This window comes from Streptomyces canus 299MFChir4.1 (assembly GCF_000383615.1).
GTDB lineage: Bacteria > Actinomycetota > Actinomycetes > Streptomycetales > Streptomycetaceae > Streptomyces > Streptomyces canus_C.
The window spans coordinates 347,132-371,255 of the sequence record NZ_KB911585.1 but is presented as its reverse complement, the minus strand read 5'-3'; the positions used below and the strand labels follow the sequence as shown (position 1 = coordinate 371,255).

Genomic DNA, 24,124 nt, shown 5'->3' with positions numbered 1-24,124 from the left:
TGCCGCGGCCGACCGGCGTCCAAGGCCACTGCTCGGACATGGCCGACTCGCGCCCTTCCCGCGCCCTCCTGGACTGCCCAGACTTCTGGACAGGGACACCGGGGGAGGTCGCCGTGGCCAGGCGTCGACGGAGTACGGCCGCTGGCAGAATGCGGGCGCGGAGGATCAAGTGGGGCGCGGGAGGCGGCGCGCTGGCGCTGGTCCTCCTGATGGTGTTCTGGACGCGCGTGTGGCCGTATCTGTTGGGTTTCCTCCTGGTCGGTGCCGCGGGGACGATCGGTTGGTGGCTATGGCGCACGGACCGGCTGCTGCGCGGCCGGGACCATCGGTGGCGCCAGGAGGACGCGGTGCGGGCCGGCCGGCGGACCCTCGCCGAGGTGGACGTCATGACGGGCACCGAGTTCGAGGAACTGGTCGCGGCGCTGTGCCGCCGGGACGGCTGCATGGAGGTCCGCCGGGTGGGTGGCGCGGGAGACAACGGAGCCGATGTCCTCGGGCGGTTGCCGGACGGCCGGACGATGGTCGTCCAGTGCAAACGGTACGCACCGAGCAGGGCCGTCCCCAACCGAGAGCTGCGCGATCTGCTGGGCGCGCGGGTGCACTTCCGCGCCGACGTGGCCGTCTTCGTCACGACCTCGCGCTTCACCGGCCCCTCCGAGAGGTTCGCCGTGGAGCACGACATCCTCGCCGTCCACCGCGACCTCCTCGGCCTGTGGAACAACGGCGCCTCCCTCGTGTCGCTGGCCGGGGTGAACGGCCGCGGTCAGGGCGACGCCCGGCACCGGACCCGCTGGAAGCAGGCCTACGGAGACTAGGAGACGCAGGTCACATCCGTGCGTGTCACAATCCGCCGGGCCATTCAGTCATAGGTGTGTAGCCATCAACAACGGCCGAAGGAGCACACCATGGAAGCCCGACTCGACGTCTTCACCAGCCCCCTGGCAGGCAAGCTGCTCAAGCACTTCGCCATGGCGGGCAAGGTGGTCACGGACTCGGGACTGCCGATGACGACCCAGGAACTGGTGAAGATCCGCGCGAGCCAGATCAACGGCTGCGGGTTCTGCCTCGACATGCACACCAAGGAGGCCGCCGCCGCGGGCGAGACCGCGCAGCGTCTGCACATGGTCGCTGCCTGGCGTGAGGCCAAGGTCTTCACCGAGGCCGAGCGGGCCGCCCTGGAGCTGGCGGAGCAGGGGACCCGCCTCGCCGACGGGACGGGAGTCTCGGACGAGGTCTGGGAGAACGCGGCCAAGCACTACGACGAGGACCAGCTCCTCGCGCTGGTCTCCCTGATCGCCGTCATCAACGCCTTCAACCGGCTGAACGTCATGACCCAGCAGCCGGCCGGCGACTACGTGGTCGGTCAGTTCGGCTGAGCCTGACGGACCGGGTGGCCGGACCGGGGGCTGCAGACCCCGGGCCCGACCTCGGTCCCTCAGCCGGCCAGCGGGTAGTGACAGGCCACCTGGCGGCCGGACGCCGTGACCGCCAGACGCGGACGCTCCGCCGCGCACCGCTCCTGGGCATAGGGGCACCGGGTGCGGAACGGGCAGCCGGTGGGCTTGTCCGCCGGACTGGGCACCTCGCCGGTCAGGATGATGCGTTCCCGGGGCGGGCCTTCCTCCGTCGGTGATCCGTCGTCGATGTCCGGCACCGCCGACAGCAGGGCCTGGGTGTACGGATGGGCCGGGTCCGAGTACAACGCCTCCGTCCCGGCGAGTTCGACGATCTCACCGAGATACATGACGGCGATCCGGTCCGACACATGACGGACCACACCGAGATCGTGCGCGATGAAGACATAGGTCAGGCCGAACTCCTCCTGGAGGTCGGCGAACAGGTTGAGCACCTGCGCCTGGATCGACACGTCCAGCGCGGACACCGGCTCGTCGGCCACGACCAGCTTCGGGCTCGTCGCCAGCGCCCGGGCGATACCGATGCGTTGGCGCTGCCCGCCGGAGAACTCGTGCGGATACCGGTCCAGATGGGCCGCCGCCAGTCCTACGACGTCGAAGAGCTCACCGACCTTGCGGCGGACCGCGGCAGCGTCGCCGTACCGGTGCACGAGCAGCGGTTCGGCCGCGATGTCCCCGGCGCGGCGGCGGGGGTTGAGCGAGGCCTGCGGGTCCTGGAAGACCAGTTGCATGCCCGGCCGCACCGGCCGCAGTCGGCGCGTGGACAGCGTCGAGATGCCCTGCCCGTCGAACTCGACGCGCCCGCTGGTGAGTTCGGTGAGCCGGACCAGACACCGGCCGAGCGTGGACTTGCCGCACCCGGACTCCCCGACGACACCGAGGGTCTCGCCGCCACGCACCTCAAGGGAGACGCCGTCGACGGCGCGCAGCACCTGACGTCTGCCGCGCACGGGGTAGTGCTTGGTGACGTCCGTGGCGCGCAGCAGGATCTCCCCGTCAGGTGCCACCCTGTCCACGGTCACGCCTTCCTCCACTGTCACGACGCCGCCTCCGTGGTCAAGCGTTCTCCCGCGTCCGGCCTGGCCGTAAGCCGCAGTCCCGCGCGGTCGCCGGGCGGCAGCCAGCAGGCGTCCCGATGGGTCGCCTCGCCGCTGCCCGCGGACAGTGCGGGCCGCTCCTCGCAGCGGTCGTGCCGCAGCCGGCAGCGCGGTGCGAACGCGCACCCCTCCGGAATGTCCCCCGGCGAGACCGGCACGCCCGCGATGGTGGGCAGCCGCCGCAAGCGGGCACCGCCCACCCGGGGCACCGAGTCGAGCAGCCCCCAGGTGTACGGGTGCCGCGGACCGTGGAACACCGCCCGCCGCGGGCCCTCCTCGGCCACCCGTCCGCCGTACATGACGAGGACCCGGTCGGCGATCTGGGAGACCACGCCCATGTCGTGCGTGATGAGCACCATCGCCGCACCGCGGGCGTTCAACTCCCGCATGAGAATAAGGATCTGCGCCTGGACGGTGACGTCCAGCGCCGTCGTCGGCTCGTCGGCGATCAGCAGCGAGGGGCTGCAGGAGAGCGCCATCGCGATGACCGCGCGCTGGCGCATGCCGCCGGAGAACTCGTGCGGATAGGCGTTCACCCGCGAGGCCGCGTCCGGGATGCCGACGTCGGAGAGCAACCGGACCGCGCGAGTCCGTGCCTCCTTGCGGGAGACCTGTTCGTGCGCCCGGATCTGCTCGGCGATCTGCCAGCCCACGGTGTACACCGGGGTCAGCGCGGTCATCGGGTCCTGGAAGACCATCGCGATCTCCCGGCCCCGCACCGCGCGCATCTCCTCGTCGGGCAGGGTGAGCAAGTCCCGGCCACGGAAGCGGACCTCGCCCGAGACGGTCACGTTGGACTGGTCAGCAGCCGCAGCACGGCCAGCATCGACACACTCTTGCCGGAGCCCGACTCGCCCACCACGCCCAGGACTTCGCCGGCATCGACGCGGAAGGAGAGACCGTCCACGGCGGTGACAGGACCCTGCCGGGTGCGGAACCGCACTCTCAGGTCGCGTACGTCCAGCAGGGGTTCAGGCATGGCGGGCCCTCGGATCCAGTCGCGCGTACAGGATGTCCACCAGGGCGTTGGCGAGGACCACGAAGAACGCCGCGTACAGGACCGTGCCCATGATCACGGGCAGGTCCAGGTTCTGCAGGGCGTCGAAGGTGAGCTTGCCGATGCCGGGCAGACCGAAGACCACCTCGGTGAGCAGTGCGGCCCCGCCCACGAGCGCCCCGAAGTCCAGGCCGAACAGCGACACGATGGGGATCAGCGAGCAGCGCAGGGCGTGCCGGACGAGGATCCGCCGCTCAGCGCTGCTGCACGTCAGCCGCCCCACCGTGCGCGAGGCGGTGGCGCGCCTCCAGGCACTGGGCGTCGTCGAGATCCGCCGGGGCCGCAACGGTGGAGCGTTCGTCCGCGACAGCTGGACCGAGTCCACCGCCGCCGCGGTCCGCCGCACACTGCTGCCCCGCTGGACCGAGTTCGAGCAACTCTTCGACCTGCGCGGGCTGGTGGAGGGCATGGTGGCCGCGACGGCCGCCCGGCGCCGGCGGCCCGAGGACCTGGAGCCGATGCGGGAGGCCCTGGCTGCTCACTTCTCCGCGAGCACACCGCGCGAGGAGCAGGCCGCCGACAGCGCGTTCCACCAGGCGATCTGCCACCCACAATCCGCAGATCGCCCGGCTCAGCCGGGACCTGCTGACCCGGATCAGCCTGGGCTTCCCCGTCGAGCCCTGGGGCAAGGGCGAGCGGTCCCAGCACGAGAGGGCCGGCCACGGACACACGGCACTGTACGAGGCCGTCGCCGCCGGTGCGCCCGAGCGCGCGCAGGAGATCGCCCGGGAGCACTTCATGATCAGCGCCGAGATGATCCGCGAGGTGCTGGCCCGGGTGCGGGGGCGGAGCGGTACGGAAGAGGGCCCGGACTGAGGGGGCTGCAGGGAGGGAGTGCTCACCGGGGCCGCGTTCCGCAGGCTCCGGGTGTGGTCGGCCCGGCGCCGGTCGAGTAGGCCCGCTCGGTTGCCGCGGGCCCGCTCCCGTGGTGGAGGACTTGGCCAGGTCTGCGGACCGGCTGCGAGGCACCCGTCCGCGGCACACCGGGGGGCGTTTGGAACCGCCTCCCGGTCCGCCCCGTCTCACACCTCCCGGTGATCGATCCCCAGCAGGCTCGCCGCGGCCCCGAAGTCGGCGCCGTGGTGCCCCACCGCCAGCGACCAGTGGTGCCCGACCCCCGTCGCGCTCCACGCGTCCACCCACTCGCCGGGATCGCGGCCGAAGTCGACCCGGCTGGTGGTGTTGCCGATCTCCAGCAGCGGCCCGGGGACCACCGTGCCCTCCGATGTGATGAACGACAGGCTGCCGTCGGCGTCCTGGCCGAGGCCGAGCAGGGTCACGGGCCCGTGCCGGACGTCGAACTCGACGCTGACACCCCAGCCGCGCTTGCCGTGGTAGACACCGAGGCCGCGCAGCAGCGGATCGCGGGCGCTGAGCGCGAGGTGGGCGGGACCGTCATGGCCCATCTCCACCACCCCGTCCTCGAAGTTCAGCGCCTGGATCTCCGTGAAGGACCCCCCGGCGCCGACACTCTGCGAGGCCAACTGGGCGAGACTGGTACGCAGTTCGAACTCCCCGGCCGCGGGCACACCCCGGGCGGTGAGCAGGGAGGCGCCCAGGATCATGCCGGCGCCCAGCCGCTCGTGCTGCTCGCCGTCGAGACCCCGGTGGTAGTACGCGAGCGTGTCGAGGCCGAAGTCCTCCACCAGCCGGTCGAGAGCCACCGACACGGTCGCGCCCCAGGCGAAGTCCTCGTCGACCACGCTGTCGTCGACGGTGAAGATCCGCCGGGCGAGCTCCACCCGTTCCCGGGTCTCCGCCTCCGTCACCTTCTCGACCCGGTGCCGCAGATCATCGAACTCCAGCACCTCGACGTGCGAGCCGAACGTCGCCGACAACAGCGTCGGATCGGTCTGCACGTCGAGCATCCCGGGATACACATGCCCCATGAGCCCATGCCGGGCATGCCGGAGCGCGGCCCGGACGTGCGCGGCCCGCACCCACCGCTCGACGCGCCGCCACGCCGACTCCTGCCGCAGCCACCCCGACACCGACCGGAAGGGGATGCCGGCCCGGCGGAAGACGTTCCCGACCTCCGGCACGGAGCACTGCGAGCAGTACGCCAGCCAGTCGCCCGTGTCGAAGGAGGCGTGGTCCATCCGCTCGGACGGCTGGAGGTCGACCACCAGCACCGGGGTGTTCGTGCGCTGCGCGATCGGCAGCACCATCGACGAGGTCAGATAGGTGGTCAGGAACAGCACGATCAGATCGCAGTCCACCAGCCGGAGCCGCTCGGCGGCGGCCGCGCCCTCCTGTGCGTCGGAGACGAACCCGGCGTCCGTCACCTCCGCGTCCAACCGGCCCAGCCGCTCGGCGACATAGGCCGCCGACTCCTTCAACTGGGGCAGCAGCCCCGGGAACTGCGGCCAGTAGGTGCCGAGCCCGCCGGAGACGAGCCCGATCCGCGGGCGGCGCCGGGTCACGGGCGGGAGCAAGTCGCCCAGGCCGGCCTCCCGTTCACCGGCGTACGTCGTGGTGGATTCGGTCGTCGCCATGGTCGGCGCTCCTTCGGGATTCGGTTCAGGTCTGCGCGACCTTCAGATCCGCCGGTGCGGTGGCGGCCGGGGACGCGCGGGGGACGAGGACGCGGACGATGTACAGGCCCGCGAAGGCCGACAGCACCATGCAGCCGGTGATCACCCAGAGCAACAGGCTGGGGCTCCGGTCGAGCAGGGCGGGGGTGACGAACGCGACGCCCGCGAAGACCCCGCGCGAGACGGCGTAGGTGATCCCCTGTGTGGTGCCCCGGGTGTCCGCGGGCAGCGTCAGCTGCGACCACACCTTGTAGTTGGCCTCGCCCGCGAAGGGATAGGACAGTTGGTAGAGGACGTAGAAGACGAGGAAGCCGACGATGGCGCCCAGCGTGAGCGTGCCGATCGCGAAGGCGGCGATCTGTACGACGGTGGCGATGTAGAACATGCGGTCGCGCTTCGGGCCGTCGGCGATCCGGACGAAGGCGAGCGTCAGCAGCAGGCCGATCGGGAGACAGGCGAGGTTGATGCCGGTGGCCACGCTCTGCGAGGCGCCGCTGACGGTGACCAGCAGATACGTCGTGAACTGGCCCATGGTGTTGGCGCCAAGGCCCCAGGTGACGTAGAAGGCGAAGGTCGCGAGCATGGGCACCAGGGCGGCACGGGTCCAGACGTTCCTGAGCGCGACACCCTGTTCGGCGGCCGGCTTGTCGACCGGGACCTCGTCCTGGGCCGGATCCGGACCGGTGGCGAGCTCCAGCCGTGAGCGCAGATGCCAGGTGACCAGCGCTGCGACCGCCAGATGGGCGGTGATGAGCCGCGCCCCGATCATGCCGGTGTCCGACAGGGCGAACCCGGCGAAGACCACGACGATGATGCCCAGCATCCACATGACCTGCGTGAACGCGATGAGCCGCCCCCGGGCGTGGTCGGGTGCCGCGTCCGAGACCACGGCCAGGGACGTCGGCAGGTCGGCACCGGCCGCGAGACCGGCGAGCAGGACACCCACCAGAAGGGTGATGTCGTCGGGCGCGAGCGTGATGATGACCGCTCCGACGGCGTAGCAGAGGATGTCGAGGTTGTAGAGCCGGCGGCGGCCGAACACGTCGGCGAGCCGTCCGCCGACGAGGGAACCGACGGCGATGCAGATGGTGACGATCGCGCTGATCGCACCGGCCATCCAGACGCCCATGTCGTAGGCGTCGCGGTAGATGGCCAGGTTCACGCCGATGCTCACGATGAGAGCGGCGTCGAGGTAGGACGCCATGCCGGAGAGGGTCGCGACCTTCCACAGGCGCTTCTCGATGGGCGGTTCCGGCTGGCTGGGGGCAGGCGAGGTTCGGGCCATGATGCGGCTCCGTCTGGGGAGAGGGGGTCCGAGCGGAGGGGGACGTCGCTGTTCTCGGCCGATGTCCAGCGACTATAGGAGGGTAAAAACGTTCCAACAAGACGTCATGCGGCCATCCGTGGAATCGACCTGACGGCTCCGCAGTTCTGGTGGGCACCGTGGGCGTGTCCTACGGTGAGGCTGACATAAAACGTTTTTGATCGGTGAGAGTGTCCGGGCCGTAGTCGGAAGGACCCATCCGTGATCTCTCCAGCCCTGCGACAGCTGTTCGACAATCCGCCCCGGGACTTCGGTCCCACCCCGCTGTGGTGGTGGTCCGGCGCGAAGGTGACCCGCGACCGCCTGGCCTGGCAGCTGCGCCGGTTCGCGGACGGCGGCGTCCACAACCTCGTGGTGATCAACCTGGCACCGGCCGGCCCCACCTTCGGCGCCCGCACCGACGACCCGGTGTGGTTCGGCGAGGAGTGGTGGGCCCGCTTCACGGACGCCTGCGAGCTCGCCGGGGACCTGGGCACGCGCCTGTGGTTCTACGACCAGATCGGTTTCTCCGGCGCCAACGTCCAGGGGAGCATCACCCGAAGGCACCCCGAGGCGGCGGGCCGCGCCCTGCGCTCGCGCCGGACGGTCGTCTCCGGCGGCACCGTCGCGCTGCAGGGCACGGAGACACTGCTCGGCGCGTACGACAGCTCGGGCGCCCGCCTGCCGGTCACCGGCCCGGCGCGCGTCGAGGCTCCTGACGGCACCGAGGTGCGCCTGGTCCTCGCCGTTCCCACGGCCTTCGACTATCTGAACCCGGCATCCGTCGGTCTCCTGTTCGACGCCATCCACCACGAGTACGACCGCCGCGTGCCCGAGTACCTGGGCAACGTCATCGCCGGCAGCTTCCAGGACGAACTGCCCGCCACCAACTCCTGGACCGGTCGCTTCCCCGAGGAGTTCCGGACCCGGCGCGGCTACGACCTCCTCGAACACCTCCCCGCCCTCTTCACGGGGGACGACTCCGACCGGGCACAGCGGATCCGCGCCGACTACTACGCCGTCCGCGCCGAACTCACCGAGGAGGCCCTGTTCCGTCCCCTCGCCGCCTGGCACGAGGAGCGCGGCCTGCTCCTGGGCTGCGACCAGAGCCACCCCGCCCGCTCCGGCTTCCCGGCCCAGTCGACGCAGCTCTACACCGACTACTTCCGCACCCACCGCTGGTACAGCGCCGCCGGCAGCGACCACCACGGCGACGCCAAGGTCCACTCCTCCATGGCCCACCTCTACGGCCACGAGCGGGTCTGGATCGAGTCGTTCCACTCCTCCGGCTGGGGCGGCACCCTGGAGGAGACCTACGACTGGCTGCTGCCGTTCCTGCGCAGCGGCGCCAACCTCTACAACCCGCACGCCAGTTACTTCGGCACCGCGGGCGGCTGGTTCGAGTGGGCGCCGCCGTCCACCGACTGGCGCCAGCCCTACTGGCGGCAGTACCCGGCCTTCTCCCGGGCCGTCGCCCGGATCTGCTCGATCCTGTCCTGGGGCACCTACAGCGCCGACGTGGCGGTCCTGCACCCCACCGCCACCATGCAGGCCCTCCTTCCCCTGGACGCTCCCGTCCAGCACTTCGGCGACGGCCGCCTCGGCGAGGCCCACGCCGACGTGGACGAGACCCAGCGCCACTACCTGGAGCTGTGCGGCACCAACAACTGGCTTGAGCCCGCCGTCGGCGCCCTCGACCGCCGGCGCGTCTCCTTCGACGTCATCGACGACGCCTCCGTGCAGGCCGCCAAGGCCGGCGACGGGGCCCTGCGCATCAGGGACCTGGCGTACACCGCGGTCCTGCTGCCCTCGGCGAGTGTCCTGGAGCACGAGACGGCCCGCCGACTGGCCGAACTCCTCGACGCCGGAGGACGGGTCGTGGTCGTCGGCCGCCCGCCGACACAGGCGGCCGGGCTCGCGGGTGACGACTCCGTGGTGGCCGCGCTGCTGGACCATCCCCGCCTGGAGCGGGTGTCCGACGCGGAGGCCGGTGCGGCGGCGGTGGCCGACGCCTCCGGATACGCCAGGGGCGAGGTACCCCTCCTCGTCAGGAGGAACGGCGACGCGGCGGTCGCGCTGGTCACGGGGACGTTCCCCGACGCCCGCACGCATCCTCCCAGGGGCCGCCACGAGATCGACCCCGCGAGCTACGCCCGCACCTCCTCCGTCACCGTGCGGGCCCCGGTCGCCGAGGCCGAGATCTGGAACCCGGCGACCGGCACCCGTCGCCCCGGACGCGTCACCGTCACCGACGGCGTCTCGACCATCGAGGTGCCGCTGGAGGGCGCGCCCGCCGCCCTCGTCGTATGGCGCGAAGGCCCGCCGACGGACGCGTCACCTGCGCTGCCCACGGCGTCGACGGAGTCCCTCGACCTGTCGACCGGCTGGGAGGGCCGGCTCGCTCCCACCATGGACAACACCTGGGGCGACCTGGCCCTGCCCGCTGGAGCCCCGCTCGCCGAACCGCAGATCTGGACCATGCGGTGGACCGAGACCGAGGACTCCTGGGAGCCGGTGCGGGCGACCTACGGCAACCGTGTCCGCGTCCTCGCGCCCGTGCCCGCCGCGCAGGCGCCGGCTCCTCTGAACCCTGCCGGTGTCGAGGAAGTCCTGTCCGGTGAGCGGGAGTTGGCATCCCCGGACTGGGATGTCTCGCTGTACTCGTCGAGCCGCGGCATCCCGGACCCGGACGGCCTGCTCGGCAACAAGGGCCTGGTGCCGGAGGAGTTCGTGCGCGTCCCGGTGCCCGTGAGCGGGACGGTCGCCCGGGTCAGGGCCGTCGTGGAGACCGACCATCGGGGGCCTGCCGACCTGCACATCGGCGCTGCGGCGGTCAAACGCGTGTGGTGGAACGGCAGTCGGCTGGAGGCGGGCGGCGGCTATCTGGCATCGGCCCGGGTGGAGGTCGAACGGGCCCGCAATGTGCTGGAGTACGAGCTGTCCGACGCGCAGGACCGGCCGCAGACCATCTCGGGCGCCGCCGACACCCCGTTGGGCAGCTTCTTCTGTCTGTCCCGCCCGGACGGGTTCGGGCCGCGCCCCCTGTTCATGCGCCTGCCCGACGGCGTGCGGCCGGACGGCAGCGTGACCTACCGCGGCCGGATCGGTGCCCCGGGCCGGGGAACGGCGGCGGTCCTCGTCGTGGGCGCCGCGGTCGGGGTGACCGTCCTGCTCGACGGGGCCGTCGTGGCACGGCAGGAGAAGGTGGAGTACTACGAGTCCGACTGGGGCGCGGTACCGATGTTCTTCCGGCACGAACTGACGCTGAGCGGCGGCGATCACGTGCTCGATGTCGTGGCCGACAGCGTCGATGCGCGCGACGGGATCTACGTCGACCTCGTGGCGGACACGACCGCTCTGGTCAGCGGCCCGGGTTGGGAGGCACGGACGGGGGACTGGCACGGCTCGACCGTCGAACACGAGGGCCGGTGGGGGGAGTTGCAGCACTGCGGCGCCGCGGTACGGCCGCACCCGCTGCCCGGGGCCGAGTGGCTGGCCGGCGCCCCGGTGCTCGGCTCCTCCGTACTGCCCCTGCGGTCCACCGACGATCTCCGGGAGGCCGAGCAGCGCTTCCGCTTCACCGTGCCTGCGGGGACCGTGTCGCTCGACCTGCCACTGGAGCTCCCCGCCCGGGTGATCATCGACGGCGGTCCGGAACTGGCCCTGGAGGGACATGAATTGACGTGGGACCAACCGCTCGGCAAGGCGGCCGAGTGCGAGGTCGTCACCGCTCCCACGGCCGTTCGGCGCGGCGGTTCCGCCTGGCGAGGACCGGTACGGGTGCGCACGGTACCCGCGCCCCTGCCGCTGGGGGAGTGGGGCGAGCTGGGCCTGGGCGGTTGGAGCGGGGGTGTGACCTATGCGCGGACCCTGGAGGTGCCGGCCGGGCCGGACCCGGTGCTGGACCTGGGGCGGGTGCGCGGCAGCGTCGAGGTGCGCGTCGACGGTGAACTCGTCGGCGAGGCGTTCTGCGCGCCGTATCGCTTCGCACTGCGCGGCACCGCCGGGCGTACCGTCCGTCTCGACGTGACCGTCCACAACACCCTGGCGCCGTATCTCGCCGAGGCCACGCCGACCGCCTGGGCCTTCCCCTCCCAGCTCCCGTCGGGGCTGCTGGGCCCGGTGCGGCTAGAAAGGCGCGTCTGAGGAAGCCCGTGTGGAGTCCCGCAGGACCAGCGCCGGGGCGAACACCCGTGCCTCGTGGGCATGTTCCGTGCGGGCCTCCACCTCGTCCAGGAGCATCTCGACGGCCGCCCGGCCGAGCTCCTCGACCGGCTGGCGGACCGTCGTCAAGGTGGTGCCCACGAAGCTCGCGAGGTCCAGGTCGCCGTAACCGACCACCTGCACGTCCTCCGGGATCTTCACACCGCGCTCGCCCAGTGCCCGGCACAGTCCCGCCGCGAGGAAGTCGTTGGTGCAGAACACCCCGTCGGGCAACTCGTCGAGGCCGTGGGCGATGTCGCTGCCGTACGCCACCGTCATCATCTCCTCGGCGACGACCTGGCCGAGGCGGGCCTCCCGCCGGGTGCGCACGGCCTGGCGGGCGCCCTGGTAGCGGTCGGCGCACTGACGGATCGTGCGCTCGCCGTTGACGACGAGGATGTCGCGCGCCCCTCGGTCGAGGAGGTGCTGCACGGCGACACGGCCCCCCGCGATGTCGTCCACGGAGACCGAACAGCCCTCCTGGGCCGGCATTGCGCGGTCCGCCAGCACGAGCGGGATACCGCGCTCGCGCAGCCGCGACAGCCGGGTGGGGTCGGCGCTGAGCGGGACCACCACCGCGCCGACCGCCCGCTGCTCGATGAGCATGGTGAAGTAGCCCTGCTCCCGCTCCGGCGCGTCCCCGCTGTCGCACAGGACGAGGGAGTAGCCGTGCTCGTACGCCGCGTCCGCGGCGCCGCGCGCGATACGCGAGTAGAACGAGTTGGCCACGTCGGGCAGCACCAGGCCGATCGACGAGGAGTGCCCGGTGCGCAGACCGGCGGCTCCCGGATGGGGCACGTAGTCGAGTGCGGCGACCGCGTCGCGGACCCGCTCGGCGGTGCGCGCGTTGACCCGCTCGGGCCGGTTCAGGACGTTCGACACGGTGGAGACGGAGACCCCGGCGGCGGCCGCGACGTCCTGGATGCGGGCGGGGCGAACCGAAATGGCGTCCACCCCCTCGCTGTTGCAGCCGTACGACCAGGCAGGACGTAGTCCTCGGACGCTCTTTCCCATGGGCGACGCAAGTCTACCCCGGCACCGAATAAAACGTTTTCCGTGCCGGGAACCGAGATGACCGCATCGAAAATCCGGTGAACCCGCACACCGTTCACCGGTCGGTCACGCGGAAACTGAACGGTAGTCATGGCCGCACGGGCGCAGGGCTTTTTGGTGGTGGAGTGTCCGTCTTCGGAACCGCACGGCGATGAAGGGGCGGGCACCGCCGCAGCAAATCCTGTGAAGAACCCGGTGGATTCGGTGACCGTGTTGCGACGCCGGTGAAGCCGGGAACCGACCTGCACCGTGAGGCCCGGTCGCCCGACTGGCCGTGTCCATGCCCGGCGTGCTTCCATCCGGTGTCCCCCCTCCCCGAGGATCGCTCATGCGATCCGAGGATTGCTCATGCGAAAGGAACCGCGCGCCATGAACGTCGCCCCCCACATCGAGGCCGCCGAGATCGACGACGCCGCCCTGGACACCATCTCCGGCGGTGTCGCCGCCGCGACCACCGCCGGTCTCCACCTCCAGGTGGCGCACCTCGAGGTCTGCGCCGACGCCGGTGCCTCCGTGTCCGCCGAGGGTGTCGCGCTCGGCGTCAACGCGCACGTCGGCGTGAACTGACCGAACACCCCCACGGGCCCCGGATCCTGCGATCCGGGGCCCGTCGTGGTTCCCGGGGCCCACTCCGTGCCACGCCTGCGGCTCCTCGGGAGAGACGGTGACGCCGACGGCCGAGGCGGTGCCATGCTGGCAGTCTCGGAGCGTTCCAGGAGGCCCTCATGCACGAGCAGCCGTCCCTTCTCACCGCGCTGGTGTCCGCCCTGCGGGCCGGTTCGATCGAAGTCGTCGACCTCACCTCGCCGTTGTCCTCGTCCACGCCGGTGATCCAACTGCCGCCGGAGTTCGGCCAGACGGCGGTCTTCGAACTGGAGGAGATCAGCCGCTACGACGACCGCGGACCGGCCTGGTACTGGAACAACTTCCGCAGCGGAGAGCACACCGGCACCCACTTCGACGCCCCGAACCACTGGGTGACCGGAAAGGACCTCACCGACGTGGCATCCGTCCCGCCGCAGCGGCTGGCCGCCCCCGCCGCCGTTCTGGACTTCACCGCCGAGGCGGCAAAGGACCCCGACTTCCTCGTGGAGGTCGACCACATCAAGATCTGGGAGGAACACAACGGGCCGCTGCCGGAAGGGGGTTGGCTGTTCCTGCGCACCGGCTGGGACGCCCGCTCGCACTCCCAGGAGGCTTTCCTGAACGCCGACGAGAGCGGCCCGCACACTCCCGGCCTGTCCCCGGAGTGCGCCCGCTGGGTGGCCGAGGAGTCGCCCGTCATCGGCCTCGGCGTGGAGACGGTCGGTACGGACGCCGGGCGCGGGCACTCCTTCGAGCCCGCCTTCCCCTGCCACTCCTATCTGATGGGCAGCGACAAGTACGGCCTGACCCAGCTCCAGAACCTGGCCGCGCTGCCCGCCACCGGCAGCGTCGTCCTCGCGGGACCGCTGCCCATCGTCGCGGGCTCCGGCTCGCCCGCGCGCGTGCTGGCACTGGTGGAGCGGTCATGAAGGTCGCGGAGGCCGTCGGGCGGGCCGTGCACGCGGCCGGGGTCGAGCAGGTCTTCGGCGTCGTCGGATCCGGGAACTTCCATCTGACCAACGCCATGGTCGCGGCCGGTGCCCGCTTCGTCGCCGCCCGCCATGAGGGCGGTGCGGCGACGATGGCGGACGCCTACGCGCGCGTGAGCGGCGCGGTGGCCGCCGTCAGCGTCCACCAGGGGCCCGGGCTGACCAACGCGCTGACGGGGATCACCGAGGCGGCCAAGAGCCGTACCCCGCTCGTGGTGCTCGCGGCCGAGGTCACCCGGCCGACCTCCAACTTCTACGTCGACCAGGACGCGCTGGGCGCCGCGGTGGGCGCGGTGCCGATGCGGATCACCTCGGCCGGGGACGCCGTGGAACAGGCGTGCACCGCGGTACGGCGGGCTCTGCACGAGCGGCGGACGGTGCTCCTCAACCTCCCCCTGGAAGTGCAGGCGCTGGACGCCCCCGACGGTGCCCTCGCTCAGGCGGCGCCCCCGCCGCCGCGACCGGCGGTCGAACCGGCCGCACCCGAAGTGGCCGCCCTGACAAGGCTGTTGGAGCAGTCCCGGCGACCGGTCTTCGTGGCCGGCCGCGGCGCACGCTCACCCGCCGCCCGGGACGCCCTCGAAGCCCTCGCCGAGCGCTGCGGCGCGCTGCTGGCGACCTCGGCCGTGGCGCGCGGCCTGTTCCACGGCAACCCCTGGTCGCTCGACGTGTCCGGAGGCTTCGCCTCACCCCTGGCGGCCGAACTCATCGGCGGCGCCGACCTCATCGTCGGCTGGGGCTGCGCACTGAACATGTGGACCATGCGGCACGGCGCCCTCATCGGCGCCGACGCGACCGTGGCGCAGGTCGACGACGACCCCTCGGCACTCGGCGCGCACCGGGAACTGCGTCTTGGGGTCACCGGCGATGTCGAACGCACCGCGCGGCACGTCCTCGCGGCCTTCGGCGGGACCCGGCAGGGCCTGCGGACCCCCGGCATCGCCGAGGCCGTCGCCACGCGCCTGCGCTGGCGTGACCTGCCGTACGAGGACACGAGCAGCCGTGACCGGATCGACCCCCGCACCCTCAGCATCGCGCTCGACGACATCCTGCCCGCGGAGCGGGTCATCGGCGTCGACTCCGGCAACTTCATGGGCCACCCGAGCATGTTCCTGTCGGTGCCCGACCAGGACGGCTTCTGCTTCACCCAGGCCTACCAGTCGATCGGCCTCGGTCTCGCCACCGCGATCGGCGCGGCCCTCGCCCGGCCGGACCGGCTGCCGGTGGCCGCGCTCGGCGACGGCGGCGCGCTGATGGGCGCCGCCGACCTCGACACCGTACGAAGGCTCGGGCTCCCCATGGTCGTCGTCGTGTACAACGACGACGCCTACGGCGCGGAGGTGCACCACTTCGGCCCCGACGGACACCCCCTCGACACGGTCGAGTTCCCGCCGACCGACATCGCGGCGGTGGCCCGCGGCTACGGCTTCGAGGCGGTGACCGTGCGCACGCGGACGGACCTGAAGGCCGTGGAGGACTGGGTCGCCGGCCCGCGCTCCGCCCCGCTGCTGATCGACGCCAAGGTGGCGCGGGACCGCGGCGCGTGGTGGCTGGAGGAGGCGTTCCGCGGGCACTAGGAGTACCTCTGGGAGCCGGTGTCGGGGGCCAGTGCTTGGTGCGGACCGCGCCGGCGGCACCGCCGCCGACGCGATCGCTGCCCTCGATGGGGCCTGCGGAATCAGACCGCGGGCGCCGGATACGTCGGGTACTCCACGCCGGTCACGTGCTGCACGACCCGGACCACCTGGCAGGAGTAGCCGAACTCGTTGTCGTACCACAGGTAGAGGATCGCGTTGTCGCCGTCGACCTTGGTGGCGCCGGCGTCGACGATCGAGGAGTGGCGCGAGCCTATGAAGTCGCTGGAGACCGCGTCGGGGGCCGTGGTGAAGTCGATCTGGCGCTTGAGCGGGGAGGTCAGCGAGACGTCCCGCAGGTGGTCGAGGACCTCCTCGCGAGTGGTCTCACGGCCCAGGCGCAGGCTCAGGATCGCGATGGAGACGTCCGGCACCGGCACCCGGATCGAGCTGCCGGTGATGGGGGCCTTGAGGTCGGGCAGCGCCTTGGCGACGGCGGAGGCGGCGCCCGTCTCCGTGATCACCATGTTGAGCGGCGCGGAGCGGCCCCGGCGGTCGGCCTTGTGGTAGTTGTCCAGCAGGTTCTGGTCGTTGGTGAACGAGTGGACCGTCTCGACGTGGCCGCGCAGCACGCCGTACTCGTCGGCCATCGCCTTCAGCGGCGGCACGATCGCGTTCGTGGTGCAGGACGCGCAGGACAGGATCTGCTCGTCCGGCTTGATGGTGTCGTGGTTGACGCCGTGCACGATGTTGGGGACGTCGCCCTTGCCCGGCGCGGTCAGCACGACCTTGTCGATGCCGGGGCGCAGGTGCTGCGAGAGGCCCTCGCGGTCGCGCCACTTGCCGGTGTTGTCGATGAGGATGGCGTTCTTGATGCCGTACGCCGTGTAGTCGACCTCGGAGGGGTCGTTCGCGTAGATCACCTTGATGGTGTTGCCGTTGGCGACGATCGCGCTCTCGGCCTCGTCGACGGTGATCGTGCCCTGGAACTGGCCGTGGATGGAGTCCCGGCGCAGCAGCGAGGCCCGCTTGACGAGATCCTCCGAGGCCCGCCCGCCACCGCCCCGGACGACGATCGCGCGCAGCCGCAGTCCGTTGCCGGAGCCCGCCTTCTCGATCAGCAGCCGGGCCACCAGGCGGCCGATGCGGCCGAAGCCGTAGAGGACGACGTCCCGCGGCTCACGGCGGTCGATCTTGTTGCCGCCCGTCGCGCCGGCCACCGCCTCCGCGGTGAACTCGGCCACGGAGAGACCGCGGTCGTCGGTCTTGTAGATCTCGGCGAGCCGGCCGATGTCGATCTGCGAGGGGCCGAGGTCCAGCGCGGTCAGGGCCTGGACGAAGGGCAGGGTGTCGGTGACGGAGAGCTCCTCGCCGGCGATCTGCCGGGCGAACCGATGGGTCTTGAGGATGCTGACCACCGACTTGTTCACCAGGGAACGGCTGTGCAGGAGAACCGTGACATCACGCTCCCGGTGCAGCCTCCCGATCATCGGGATCATCGATTCCGCGATCTCCTCGCGGTTCTTCCAGTCGGTGAACGAGTCGTCCTTGACAGTCACAGAATTCTCTTTCGAGCTAGGCGGCGCTCATATGCTAACCCCCTGATGTTTTGATCGATCGTCGGGGTGGCACAGTTCACTGCCCCAGCAGCCGGGGCGGTGTGGCGTCCGGTACCGGCCGCAGCAGCGCGGGGTGCGCGTCGGCCACCCGCTCCTTCGTGAACGCGGCCAGGATCCCGCGGGCCAGCAGGGGATCGGCCGGGAGCGTGTGCGCGGCGAACCAGCGGGCGGGCGCCGGATCGGGGGAGGGCTCGACGAACTCGGCGCCCGCGTAGTCGTCCAGCGGCGGGTCGTAGAGGTAGCCGCAGACCACGTCGTGCCGCACCAGGCGCTGGACGAGGGCGTCGCGGTCATGGACCAGGAGCGGCACCCGGAACAGGGGGAGGGGGCCGTCGTGCGCCGTCCGGTCGCGCAGCGCCGGCGAGGCCCACGGGGAGCCGGCCAGCAGGGCGACCCCGGCCCTGCGCCGGGCCAGGTCCTCGTCGAGCCGGGCCATCCGCAGCGCCAACTGACCGCGGACCAGTGCACCGTGCCGGGACCGGTAGCCGTGCAGATCGACACGGACCCACCGCTCGTAGGCGGTCAGGCTCGGGGCCTCCCGGGCGGCGGCGGCGAGCCGCGGGGCCTGCAGGGCCATCCGGAACGCGTCGCGCTCCATCAGTCCGAGGCGTTCCATGGTCCGCCACACCGGGCGCACCAGATGGAGCGACCGGACGGCGGACCGGGCCAGTGGGCGCAGGGTGGTGGCCAGGTCCTCCCGCAACCGCCCGGGGGTCAGGAGGTCGTCCCGCAGCAGTTCCAGCTCGCGGCGCGTGCGCGCGTCCTCGACGGCGAGGAAGCCGCCCGCCATTCCCGCCACGTGCTTGGACAGGCTGAACGCCGCCGCCTTGCCGAAGGTCCCGACCGGCTGTCCGTCCACATGGCTGCCGATCGCGTGCGCCGCGTCCTCGAACAACGGGATCCCCAACTGCGCGCAACGGCGGCGCAGTTCGAGCACCCGGTCGGGGACGCCGTACAGGTTGGTGGTCAAAACCGCGTCCACCTCGCGCCAGGTCGACTCCGGCACGGCGGCCGGGTCGATGTTGCCGTCCCACACGGACACCGGCGCCGTCACGGGGCGCAGTCCGGCCGCGAGGACCACGAACAGGATCACGTCGTCGTTCACCGGTGACATCAGCACCCGGGCGCCGGGCCGGCACCAGCGCCGGAGCGCCAGGTACAGAGCCAGCCGGGCCGAAGGCGTGTAGACGCATTCGCGTCCCAGTCGCCGGGTCATCGTCGCGGCCAGCCGCGAGCCGTACGGCATCGGCACCCCTTGTGTCGACGGTCCAGGGAAGGGCGGTGGAGGAGAACCCAGAGAAGGGCGGTGCAGGAGAACAACGCGCCCGCCGACGGAAGTCGAGCCGACGGGCTCAGCTCGCCCGCGGTCCCGCGCTGTCGGAGTCCGGGCGGAGCGCGGACGTGCGCAGGGTGCCGACGGTCTTCAGGAGGCGGTCCGCCGGCTCGCGCAGTGCCGGGTGGGCGTTGACCGTGTTGCGCAGCCCCCGCACCGGCCGCCGCCACAGACGGTGGGCCGTGGCGACCGGATGGGGACGGGTGGCGAATCCTTCCGCCACGCGCAGCTCACGGGTCTTGAGCCAGTCCTTCCACTCCTTGTCGCCGCGCCCCATGTCCATGAGCCGGGCCCCGCGCCGCCCCGCGGCCTCGGCCATCCGCAGGTGCATGATCAGGCCGGGGGAGTAGTAGCGCAGCTCCGGGTCGTACGCGGTGAACCACGGGGCGAACACCGTGCGCGAGGTCGGCCCGAAGTGGGCGGCCACCGGCCGGTCACCGGCGTACACCACCGAGAGGAGCCCGGTGAAGTGCTCCTCGCGGACCTGGAACAGGTCCTCCACGAGGCGCACGATCCACGGCCGCGCGAACCGGTCCATCCGGCCCGTCCTGCGGTACTGGGCGGACTTCCACCGCATCAGCGTGCGCAGTGCCGTCGGGTCGCGCTCGTCGAACACGAACCGCATCTCCCCCAGGTCGCGGGCGATCCGGCGCTCCTTCTTGAGGGTCGTCTTCGCGAGCCCCGGGTACGCCCCGCGCAGCCACTCCGGGTAACTGTCGCTGCCCACTTTCAGATCGATCACCGGGGAGGCGAACGTGCCCGTGACGTACGGGGCGAAGGGTCTCTGCTCCTCGACGAGGTGATCGAACTCGAACACCGAGAGCCGGCACGCCTTCAGCAGTGCCCGGGTGTCCCAGGTGACCCCGGGGAGGTGCACCAGGCCCTGGCAGTCGGACAGTCCGAGCCCGATGGCCCGGCCGACGCCGAAGGGGCCGCGTTCGTAAGGGAGGAAGCCCACGGCCTCGCCGTGCTGGTGCAGGACCGCCACCCGGGCGCCGCCGCGGTGTCTGTCGATCCCGGCCGCGAACTCCGGTGCCAGGAACGGGTTGGCGTAGTCGGACGACTCGTCCATCGCCCGGTGCCAGGCCTTGCGGAGCGAGGTGTCGAGCTCTTCGGGTCTGTGGATCGATATGTCCGTGTCACTGCTCGTTGATCGCATGGGCGATCGTCCCCCCAATTCCCCCCACGACGCGGCGCCCGCGTCCCACCGATCGAAATGCCGGCAAGGACCAAACGTCGCCAAACAGTACGCATGCTGTCAAGGGTGCCTGCCGTAACGGAAGAGTGCGGATCGGACGTCTCTGGTTCCCGCCGCCGGTCACGGCAGCAGCCGCCGTTCCTTGGCCACGGCCACCGCGCCCGCCCGGGTCTCGACGCCCAACTTGCCGTAGATCCTTCCCAGATGGGTCTTGACCGTCGCCTCGCTGATGAACAGGGCCCGGGCGATCTCCCGGTTGCCGAGGCCACGGGCGAGTTGCGCGAGGATCTCGTGCTCGCGGGCCGACAGGGCGGGGCGCGGACTGCGCAGCCGGGTCAGCAGCCGGTCGGCCACCGGGGCGGACAGCGCGCCGCGGCCCGACGCCGCGTCACGGATGGCGGAGAACAGCTCCTCGGGCTGTTCCGCCTTGAGGAGGTAACCGATGGCACCCGCCTCGACGGCGCGGGTGATGTCGGCATCGGTGTCGAACATGGTGAGCACCAGCACCCGAGGGCCGCGCTCGCCCCGCGCGGTCAGCTGCCGGGTGGCGGTCACCCCGTCCATGCCCCTGTCGAGCTGCAGATCCATCAGTACGACATCGGGGTTCAGGTGGGCCGCCATGGCGAGCGCCTCCTCGCCGGTCGCGGCCTCCCCGACCACGTCGATGCCGTCCGCGCTGGAGAGCAGGGCGCGCAGCCCGGCGCGTACGACGGCATGGTCGTCACAGAGCAGGAGCCGGACGGGCGAGGAGGGCGGCAACGTGCTCACAGGGCGGGCTCCTTGACGACGAGCGGGACGGCGGCCGACACCACGGTGCCCTCTCCCGGGGTGGACTCCACGGTGAGCGTGCCGCCCACGTGGCGGGCCCGGATCCGCATGGCGGGAAGCCCGTGCCCCCGTGTCGGCGCCTCGCAGCCCGGGGGCCCGGCCTGCTCGAACCCCCGGCCGTTGTCGGCGACGTCGAGCGAGACCTGGTCGTCCAGCCAGGTCAGCGTGAGCGCGGCCCGGGTCGCCGCCGCATGCTCCCGTACGTTGCCCAGCGCGCCCTGGGCGATCCGCAGCAGCGCCGCCGCGACCCGCTCCGGCAGCGGGCCCTGTTCCCCGTCCACCCGGAACTCCACGGTCAGCCCAGGACCGCTCTCCCGCCGGGCGAGTTCGCCGAGCGCCTCGGCGAGGGAACGCTCCGCGAGGTCGGCCGGGGCCAGGTCGTGCACGAAGCGGCGGGCCTCGGCGAGGCTGCGCGAGGTGATCTCCGCCGCGGCCCGCACGTGCTCCCGGGCCGCACCCCGGCCCGTGTCCCACACCCGCTCGGCGGCCTGGAGCAGCATCCGCTGGCTGGACAGCTCCTGCGCGAGGGTGTCGTGGATCTCCGCGGACAGCCGCTGCCGCTCCGCCAGGACACCGGCCCGCCGCTCCGTGGCGGCGAGTTCGTGGCGGGTGCGCACCAGGTCCTCGATCAGCACCCGCTGCCGGGCGCCCTGCCGTTGCAGATGCACGAGTACGGCGGTGGCGACCGCGGCGACGGCCGGTGGAGCCACGACCATGTTGGGGTTGAGCGGCCCGTCGGCCACCCGTATCTCCGAGAGCACGACCAGCGCGGTGAGCACGGCCGCCGCAGGTACCGCAATCCTCGGCGGCAACGCGTGCAAGCCGGCGAACAGCAGGGGCATCACACACCAGGTGGCGCTCGGCGCGAGCACGAGCAGGACGACCCAGACGCCGGTGACCGAGCACAGCCAGACCAGATGACGCCGAGTGGGCGGCAGTCCGGGCCGGGGCGGCGGGGCCAGCAGATGACCGAGGACGTACAGCAGACAGAAGAAGGCGAACAGCGCCACCGTCCAGCCGGTGCGTGCCCCGCCCTGGTCGCGGCTCAGAAAGCGGGCGAACGACGAGCCGAGCAGCAGGAAGAACGCGCCGTGCACGATCGCGCCCAGCCAGCGCTCGTCCGGATCGGTGTGGTTCATGCTCCGTGTCTAACGTGCCGGACACAGGACCGCATCAACCGATCGGCTGACATGGCGGTCGCCCGAACCTCCCCGGGGCGCGAGCCGGTTGACCGAGCCGGATCTCCGGCCGCCGCACCGAGGCTTGGCAGCAGAGCGAAGACCTCCGAAAGGCCTCCCGATGCCCGCCAAGAACCTCACCGCCAACCGTGCCGCCCTCGGTCACCGAGTCGGCTACGCCCTGCGCCACCCCGACCGCGTGCCCCGCCATGTGGCCCGCGCCGCCCGCGACCTGTGGCTGCGCCGCCGTCACCCGGACCACATCTCCTACTACCGCGCCGTGATGCGCTCCGACACCCGCACCGACCCGGACGCGGCCGTCGGCAGCCGCAGCCGGGAGCGCTGGCTGGCGCTCGGGGCGCTGCAGTTCGACTACCTCCTCGGCCACGGTCTGCGTCCCGAGCACCGCATGCTGGAGATCGGCTGCGGCAACCTGCGCGGCGGCTGGCGCTTCATCCGCCACCTGGAGCCGGGCAACTACCACGGGATCGACATCTCGCCCGACATCCTCTTCGCCGCCCAGGACACGATTGCCGAGATGTCCCTCCAGAAGCGGCTGCCGAACCTGACGCCGGTGCGCGACCTGACGCTGCGCTTCCTGCCGGACGCCCACTTCGACGTCGTCCACGCGCACAGCGTCTTCTCGCACTCGCCGCTGCCGGTGATCGAGGAGTGCCTGGCCCACGTCGGCCGGGTCCTCGCCCCGGGCGGCTGGTTCGACTTCACCTTCGACCGCACCGAGGGCGAGGAACACCATGTGCTCCGGGAGGACTTCTACTACCGCGTCGAGACGCTCGTGTCCCTCGCCGAGAAGCACGGGCTGCGAGCCCGTTTCATGGCCGACTGGGAGGACCTTCCGCACGGCCAGTCCAAGATCCGGGTGACGCATGGGGAGGCGGGCCGGTGAGGCCGGTGGACGTTGTCTCCCGTCGGGGCATGTGAGGCTGGTGGGCGTTGCCTCCCGCGTTGTGCCCCGTCGGGCCGGGTGAGGCTGGTGGACATTGCCACCGGTCGGGCCGGGTGAGGCTGGTGTGCGTCGCCTCCCGTCGGGGCCCATGAGGTTGGTGACTCTGCTCCCGTCCGGGCTGGGTGAGGCCGGTGGACTCTGCATCCCGCCTGGCTGGGTGGGGACGGGTGGGCTCTGCCTTCCGTGCTGGCTGGGTGAGACGGGTGGACTCTGCCTTCCGTCCGGGCTGGGTGAGGCCGGTGGACGCTGCCTCCCGCCCGGCCGGGTGAGACGGGTGGACACTGCCTCCCGCCCGGCCGGGTGAGGCCGGTGGACACTGCCTCCCGCCCGGCCGGGTGAGACAGGTGGACATTGCCTGCCGTCCGGCCCGGTGTGCCCCATGGAAATTGCCTACCGTCCGGGCCGGTGAGGGCACAGACTCGTCCCATGGCTGACATGGGGGAGTTCCGGGACGCGGTCACGGCGTGGGCGGCCGGCGGCCCCGGCGACCCGGCACACGAACTGGCCGCACGGCTGTCCGTCCGGACCGTGGTCCTGCTAGAAGGACCGAGCGACGTGGCGGCGGTCGACGCGCTGGCCGCGAGCCGGGGCCGGGACCTGGCCGACGAGGGACTCTGCGTTCTGGCGATGGGCGGGGCGATGAGCGTCGGTCGCTACGCGAGCCTCCTCGGCCCGTCCGGCCTGGGCCTGCGCTTGACCGGACTGTGCGATGAGAGGGAACAGCCCTTCTATACCCGGGGCTGGGAGCGGGCCGGCGCGGCACCGGACGGGTACTTCGTCTGCGCCGCGGACCTGGAGGACGAACTCATCCGTGCGCTGGGTGTGCCACGGGTGAAGGAGCTCGTGTGCGAGGAGGGCGACCTGCGGCCCCTCCAGACCTTCCTGTCCCAGCCCGCCCAGCAGGGCCGCGCCGCGCACCAGCAGTTGCGGCGCTTCCTCGGCACGAAGAAGGGCCGCAAGATCCACTACGGCCGCGTCCTCGTCGAGGCCCTCGCCCCGGACCGGGTGCCCGCACCGCTCGACGACCTGTTCGCCGCACTCTCCTGAGTCGGGCACATTAGCGAACGGTGTGCGTAGTCAGGCAGGTGAACGGCCGGTGTGCGTGGCGTGGTCACCGATATCACCGCCCGGGGTCTTGTTAGGACAATCGCCGGGCATCTAGGGTCGTCCCCGGGAGAGCAAGCGCTTTCC

The 24,124-nt window shown here is 71.8% G+C and carries 18 protein-coding genes and 2 pseudogenes; 9 read left to right on the top strand and 11 right to left on the bottom strand.

The annotated features are described in order from the left end of the window. Nucleotides 1–149 precede the first annotated feature (149 nt). Together H293_RS0112600 and H293_RS0112595 are read left to right on the top strand one after the other, a co-directional pair. On the top strand, nt 150–815 hold the full coding sequence (locus H293_RS0112600) for a restriction endonuclease (protein WP_020118244.1): 666 nt from the start codon (nt 150–152) through the stop codon (nt 813–815). 90 nt (nt 816–905) lie between these two features. Further along, entirely contained in the window at nt 906–1,376 is a 471-nt protein-coding gene (locus H293_RS0112595; protein ID WP_020118243.1) for a carboxymuconolactone decarboxylase family protein, read from the top strand. 59 nt (nt 1,377–1,435) lie between these two features. Here the strand turns inward: H293_RS0112595 and H293_RS0112590 are convergent, their stop codons facing one another. From H293_RS0112590 to H293_RS60060, 3 genes and pseudogenes are all read right to left on the bottom strand, one after another. After that, the gene (locus H293_RS0112590) at nt 1,436–2,455 is read right to left on the bottom strand and encodes an ABC transporter ATP-binding protein (protein ID WP_020118242.1); all 1,020 of its coding nucleotides are present in this window, start codon (nt 2,453–2,455) and stop codon (nt 1,436–1,438) included. Then, nucleotides 2,452–3,491 (bottom strand): annotated as a pseudogene (locus H293_RS52650) (ABC transporter ATP-binding protein). Before H293_RS52650 ends, H293_RS0112590 begins: the two are co-directional and overlap by 4 nt. Further along, nucleotides 3,484–3,978, bottom strand: a complete 495-nt coding sequence (locus H293_RS60060) for an ABC transporter permease subunit (RefSeq protein ID WP_259294459.1) — start codon at nt 3,976–3,978, stop codon at nt 3,484–3,486. Before H293_RS60060 ends, H293_RS52650 begins: the two are co-directional and overlap by 8 nt. Here H293_RS60060 and H293_RS60050 point away from each other — a divergent pair. Further along, nucleotides 3,977–4,385 (top strand): annotated as a pseudogene (locus H293_RS60050) (FCD domain-containing protein). The gene H293_RS60060 and the pseudogene H293_RS60050 sit on opposite strands and share 2 nt — an antisense overlap. Nucleotides 4,386–4,591: 206 nt before the next feature. Here H293_RS60050 and H293_RS0112570 read toward each other — a convergent pair. Beyond that, complete coding sequence (locus H293_RS0112570; RefSeq protein WP_020118237.1) at nt 4,592–6,064, bottom strand: L-fucose/L-arabinose isomerase family protein; 1,473 nt, start codon at nt 6,062–6,064, stop codon at nt 4,592–4,594. A gap of 25 nt (nt 6,065–6,089) precedes the next feature. Beyond that, a complete protein-coding gene (locus tag H293_RS0112565) occupies nt 6,090–7,388 on the bottom strand; it encodes an MFS transporter (RefSeq protein WP_020118236.1) in 1,299 nt (432 codons plus the stop codon). Between the two features lie 240 nt (nt 7,389–7,628). Here H293_RS0112565 and H293_RS0112560 point away from each other — a divergent pair, with 240 nt between their 5' ends. Continuing rightward, the gene (locus H293_RS0112560) at nt 7,629–11,552 is read left to right on the top strand and encodes a glycosyl hydrolase (protein WP_020118235.1); all 3,924 of its coding nucleotides are present in this window, start codon (nt 7,629–7,631) and stop codon (nt 11,550–11,552) included. Here H293_RS0112560 and H293_RS0112555 read toward each other — a convergent pair. Then, the gene (locus tag H293_RS0112555) at nt 11,535–12,563 is read right to left on the bottom strand and encodes a LacI family DNA-binding transcriptional regulator (protein WP_020118234.1); all 1,029 of its coding nucleotides are present in this window, start codon (nt 12,561–12,563) and stop codon (nt 11,535–11,537) included. The two genes, H293_RS0112560 and H293_RS0112555, sit on opposite strands and share 18 nt — an antisense overlap. 447 nt (nt 12,564–13,010) lie before the next feature. Between H293_RS0112555 and H293_RS0112550 the strand changes: the two genes are divergently transcribed. From H293_RS0112550 to H293_RS0112540, 3 genes are all read left to right on the top strand, one after another. Continuing rightward, complete coding sequence (locus tag H293_RS0112550; protein WP_259294457.1) at nt 13,011–13,229, top strand: hypothetical protein; 219 nt, start codon at nt 13,011–13,013, stop codon at nt 13,227–13,229. A gap of 158 nt (nt 13,230–13,387) precedes the next feature. Continuing rightward, nucleotides 13,388–14,176, top strand: a complete 789-nt coding sequence (locus tag H293_RS0112545; RefSeq protein ID WP_020118232.1) for a cyclase family protein — start codon at nt 13,388–13,390, stop codon at nt 14,174–14,176. Beyond that, entirely contained in the window at nt 14,173–15,813 is a 1,641-nt protein-coding gene (locus H293_RS0112540) for a thiamine pyrophosphate-binding protein (protein WP_020118231.1), read from the top strand. The genes H293_RS0112545 and H293_RS0112540 overlap by 4 nt, the downstream gene beginning before the upstream one ends. Nucleotides 15,814–15,914: 101 nt before the next feature. On the opposite strand, the gene H293_RS0112535 is transcribed toward H293_RS0112540, so the two are convergent. The 5 genes from H293_RS0112535 to H293_RS0112515 all read right to left on the bottom strand — a co-directional run bounded on the left by H293_RS0112535 (nt 15,915) and on the right by H293_RS0112515 (nt 21,927). Further along, nucleotides 15,915–17,369, bottom strand: a complete 1,455-nt coding sequence (locus H293_RS0112535; protein ID WP_020118230.1) for a glyceraldehyde-3-phosphate dehydrogenase — start codon at nt 17,367–17,369, stop codon at nt 15,915–15,917. 76 nt (nt 17,370–17,445) lie between these two features. Next, entirely contained in the window at nt 17,446–18,675 is a 1,230-nt protein-coding gene (locus tag H293_RS0112530) for a DegT/DnrJ/EryC1/StrS family aminotransferase (RefSeq protein WP_020118229.1), read from the bottom strand. A 106-nt stretch (nt 18,676–18,781) separates the two neighbouring features. Continuing rightward, the gene (locus H293_RS0112525; protein WP_020118228.1) at nt 18,782–19,921 is read right to left on the bottom strand and encodes a GNAT family N-acetyltransferase; all 1,140 of its coding nucleotides are present in this window, start codon (nt 19,919–19,921) and stop codon (nt 18,782–18,784) included. A gap of 159 nt (nt 19,922–20,080) precedes the next feature. Beyond that, a complete protein-coding gene (locus H293_RS0112520) occupies nt 20,081–20,728 on the bottom strand; it encodes a response regulator (protein WP_020118227.1) in 648 nt (215 codons plus the stop codon). Beyond that, nucleotides 20,725–21,927 carry a sensor histidine kinase gene (locus H293_RS0112515; protein ID WP_020118226.1) on the bottom strand — a complete coding sequence of 401 codons (1,203 nt, stop codon included), beginning with the start codon at nt 21,925–21,927 and terminating at the stop codon, nt 20,725–20,727. The genes H293_RS0112520 and H293_RS0112515 overlap by 4 nt, the downstream gene beginning before the upstream one ends. Nucleotides 21,928–22,087: 160 nt before the next feature. Between H293_RS0112515 and H293_RS0112510 the strand changes: the two genes are divergently transcribed. Continuing rightward, nucleotides 22,088–22,873 (top strand): class I SAM-dependent methyltransferase, encoded by a 786-nt coding sequence (locus H293_RS0112510; protein ID WP_020118225.1) that lies wholly within the window; start codon nt 22,088–22,090, stop codon nt 22,871–22,873. A 486-nt stretch (nt 22,874–23,359) separates the two neighbouring features. After that, complete coding sequence (locus tag H293_RS0112505) at nt 23,360–23,980, top strand: TOPRIM nucleotidyl transferase/hydrolase domain-containing protein (protein ID WP_028807781.1); 621 nt, start codon at nt 23,360–23,362, stop codon at nt 23,978–23,980. Nucleotides 23,981–24,124: the final 144 nt, after the last annotated feature.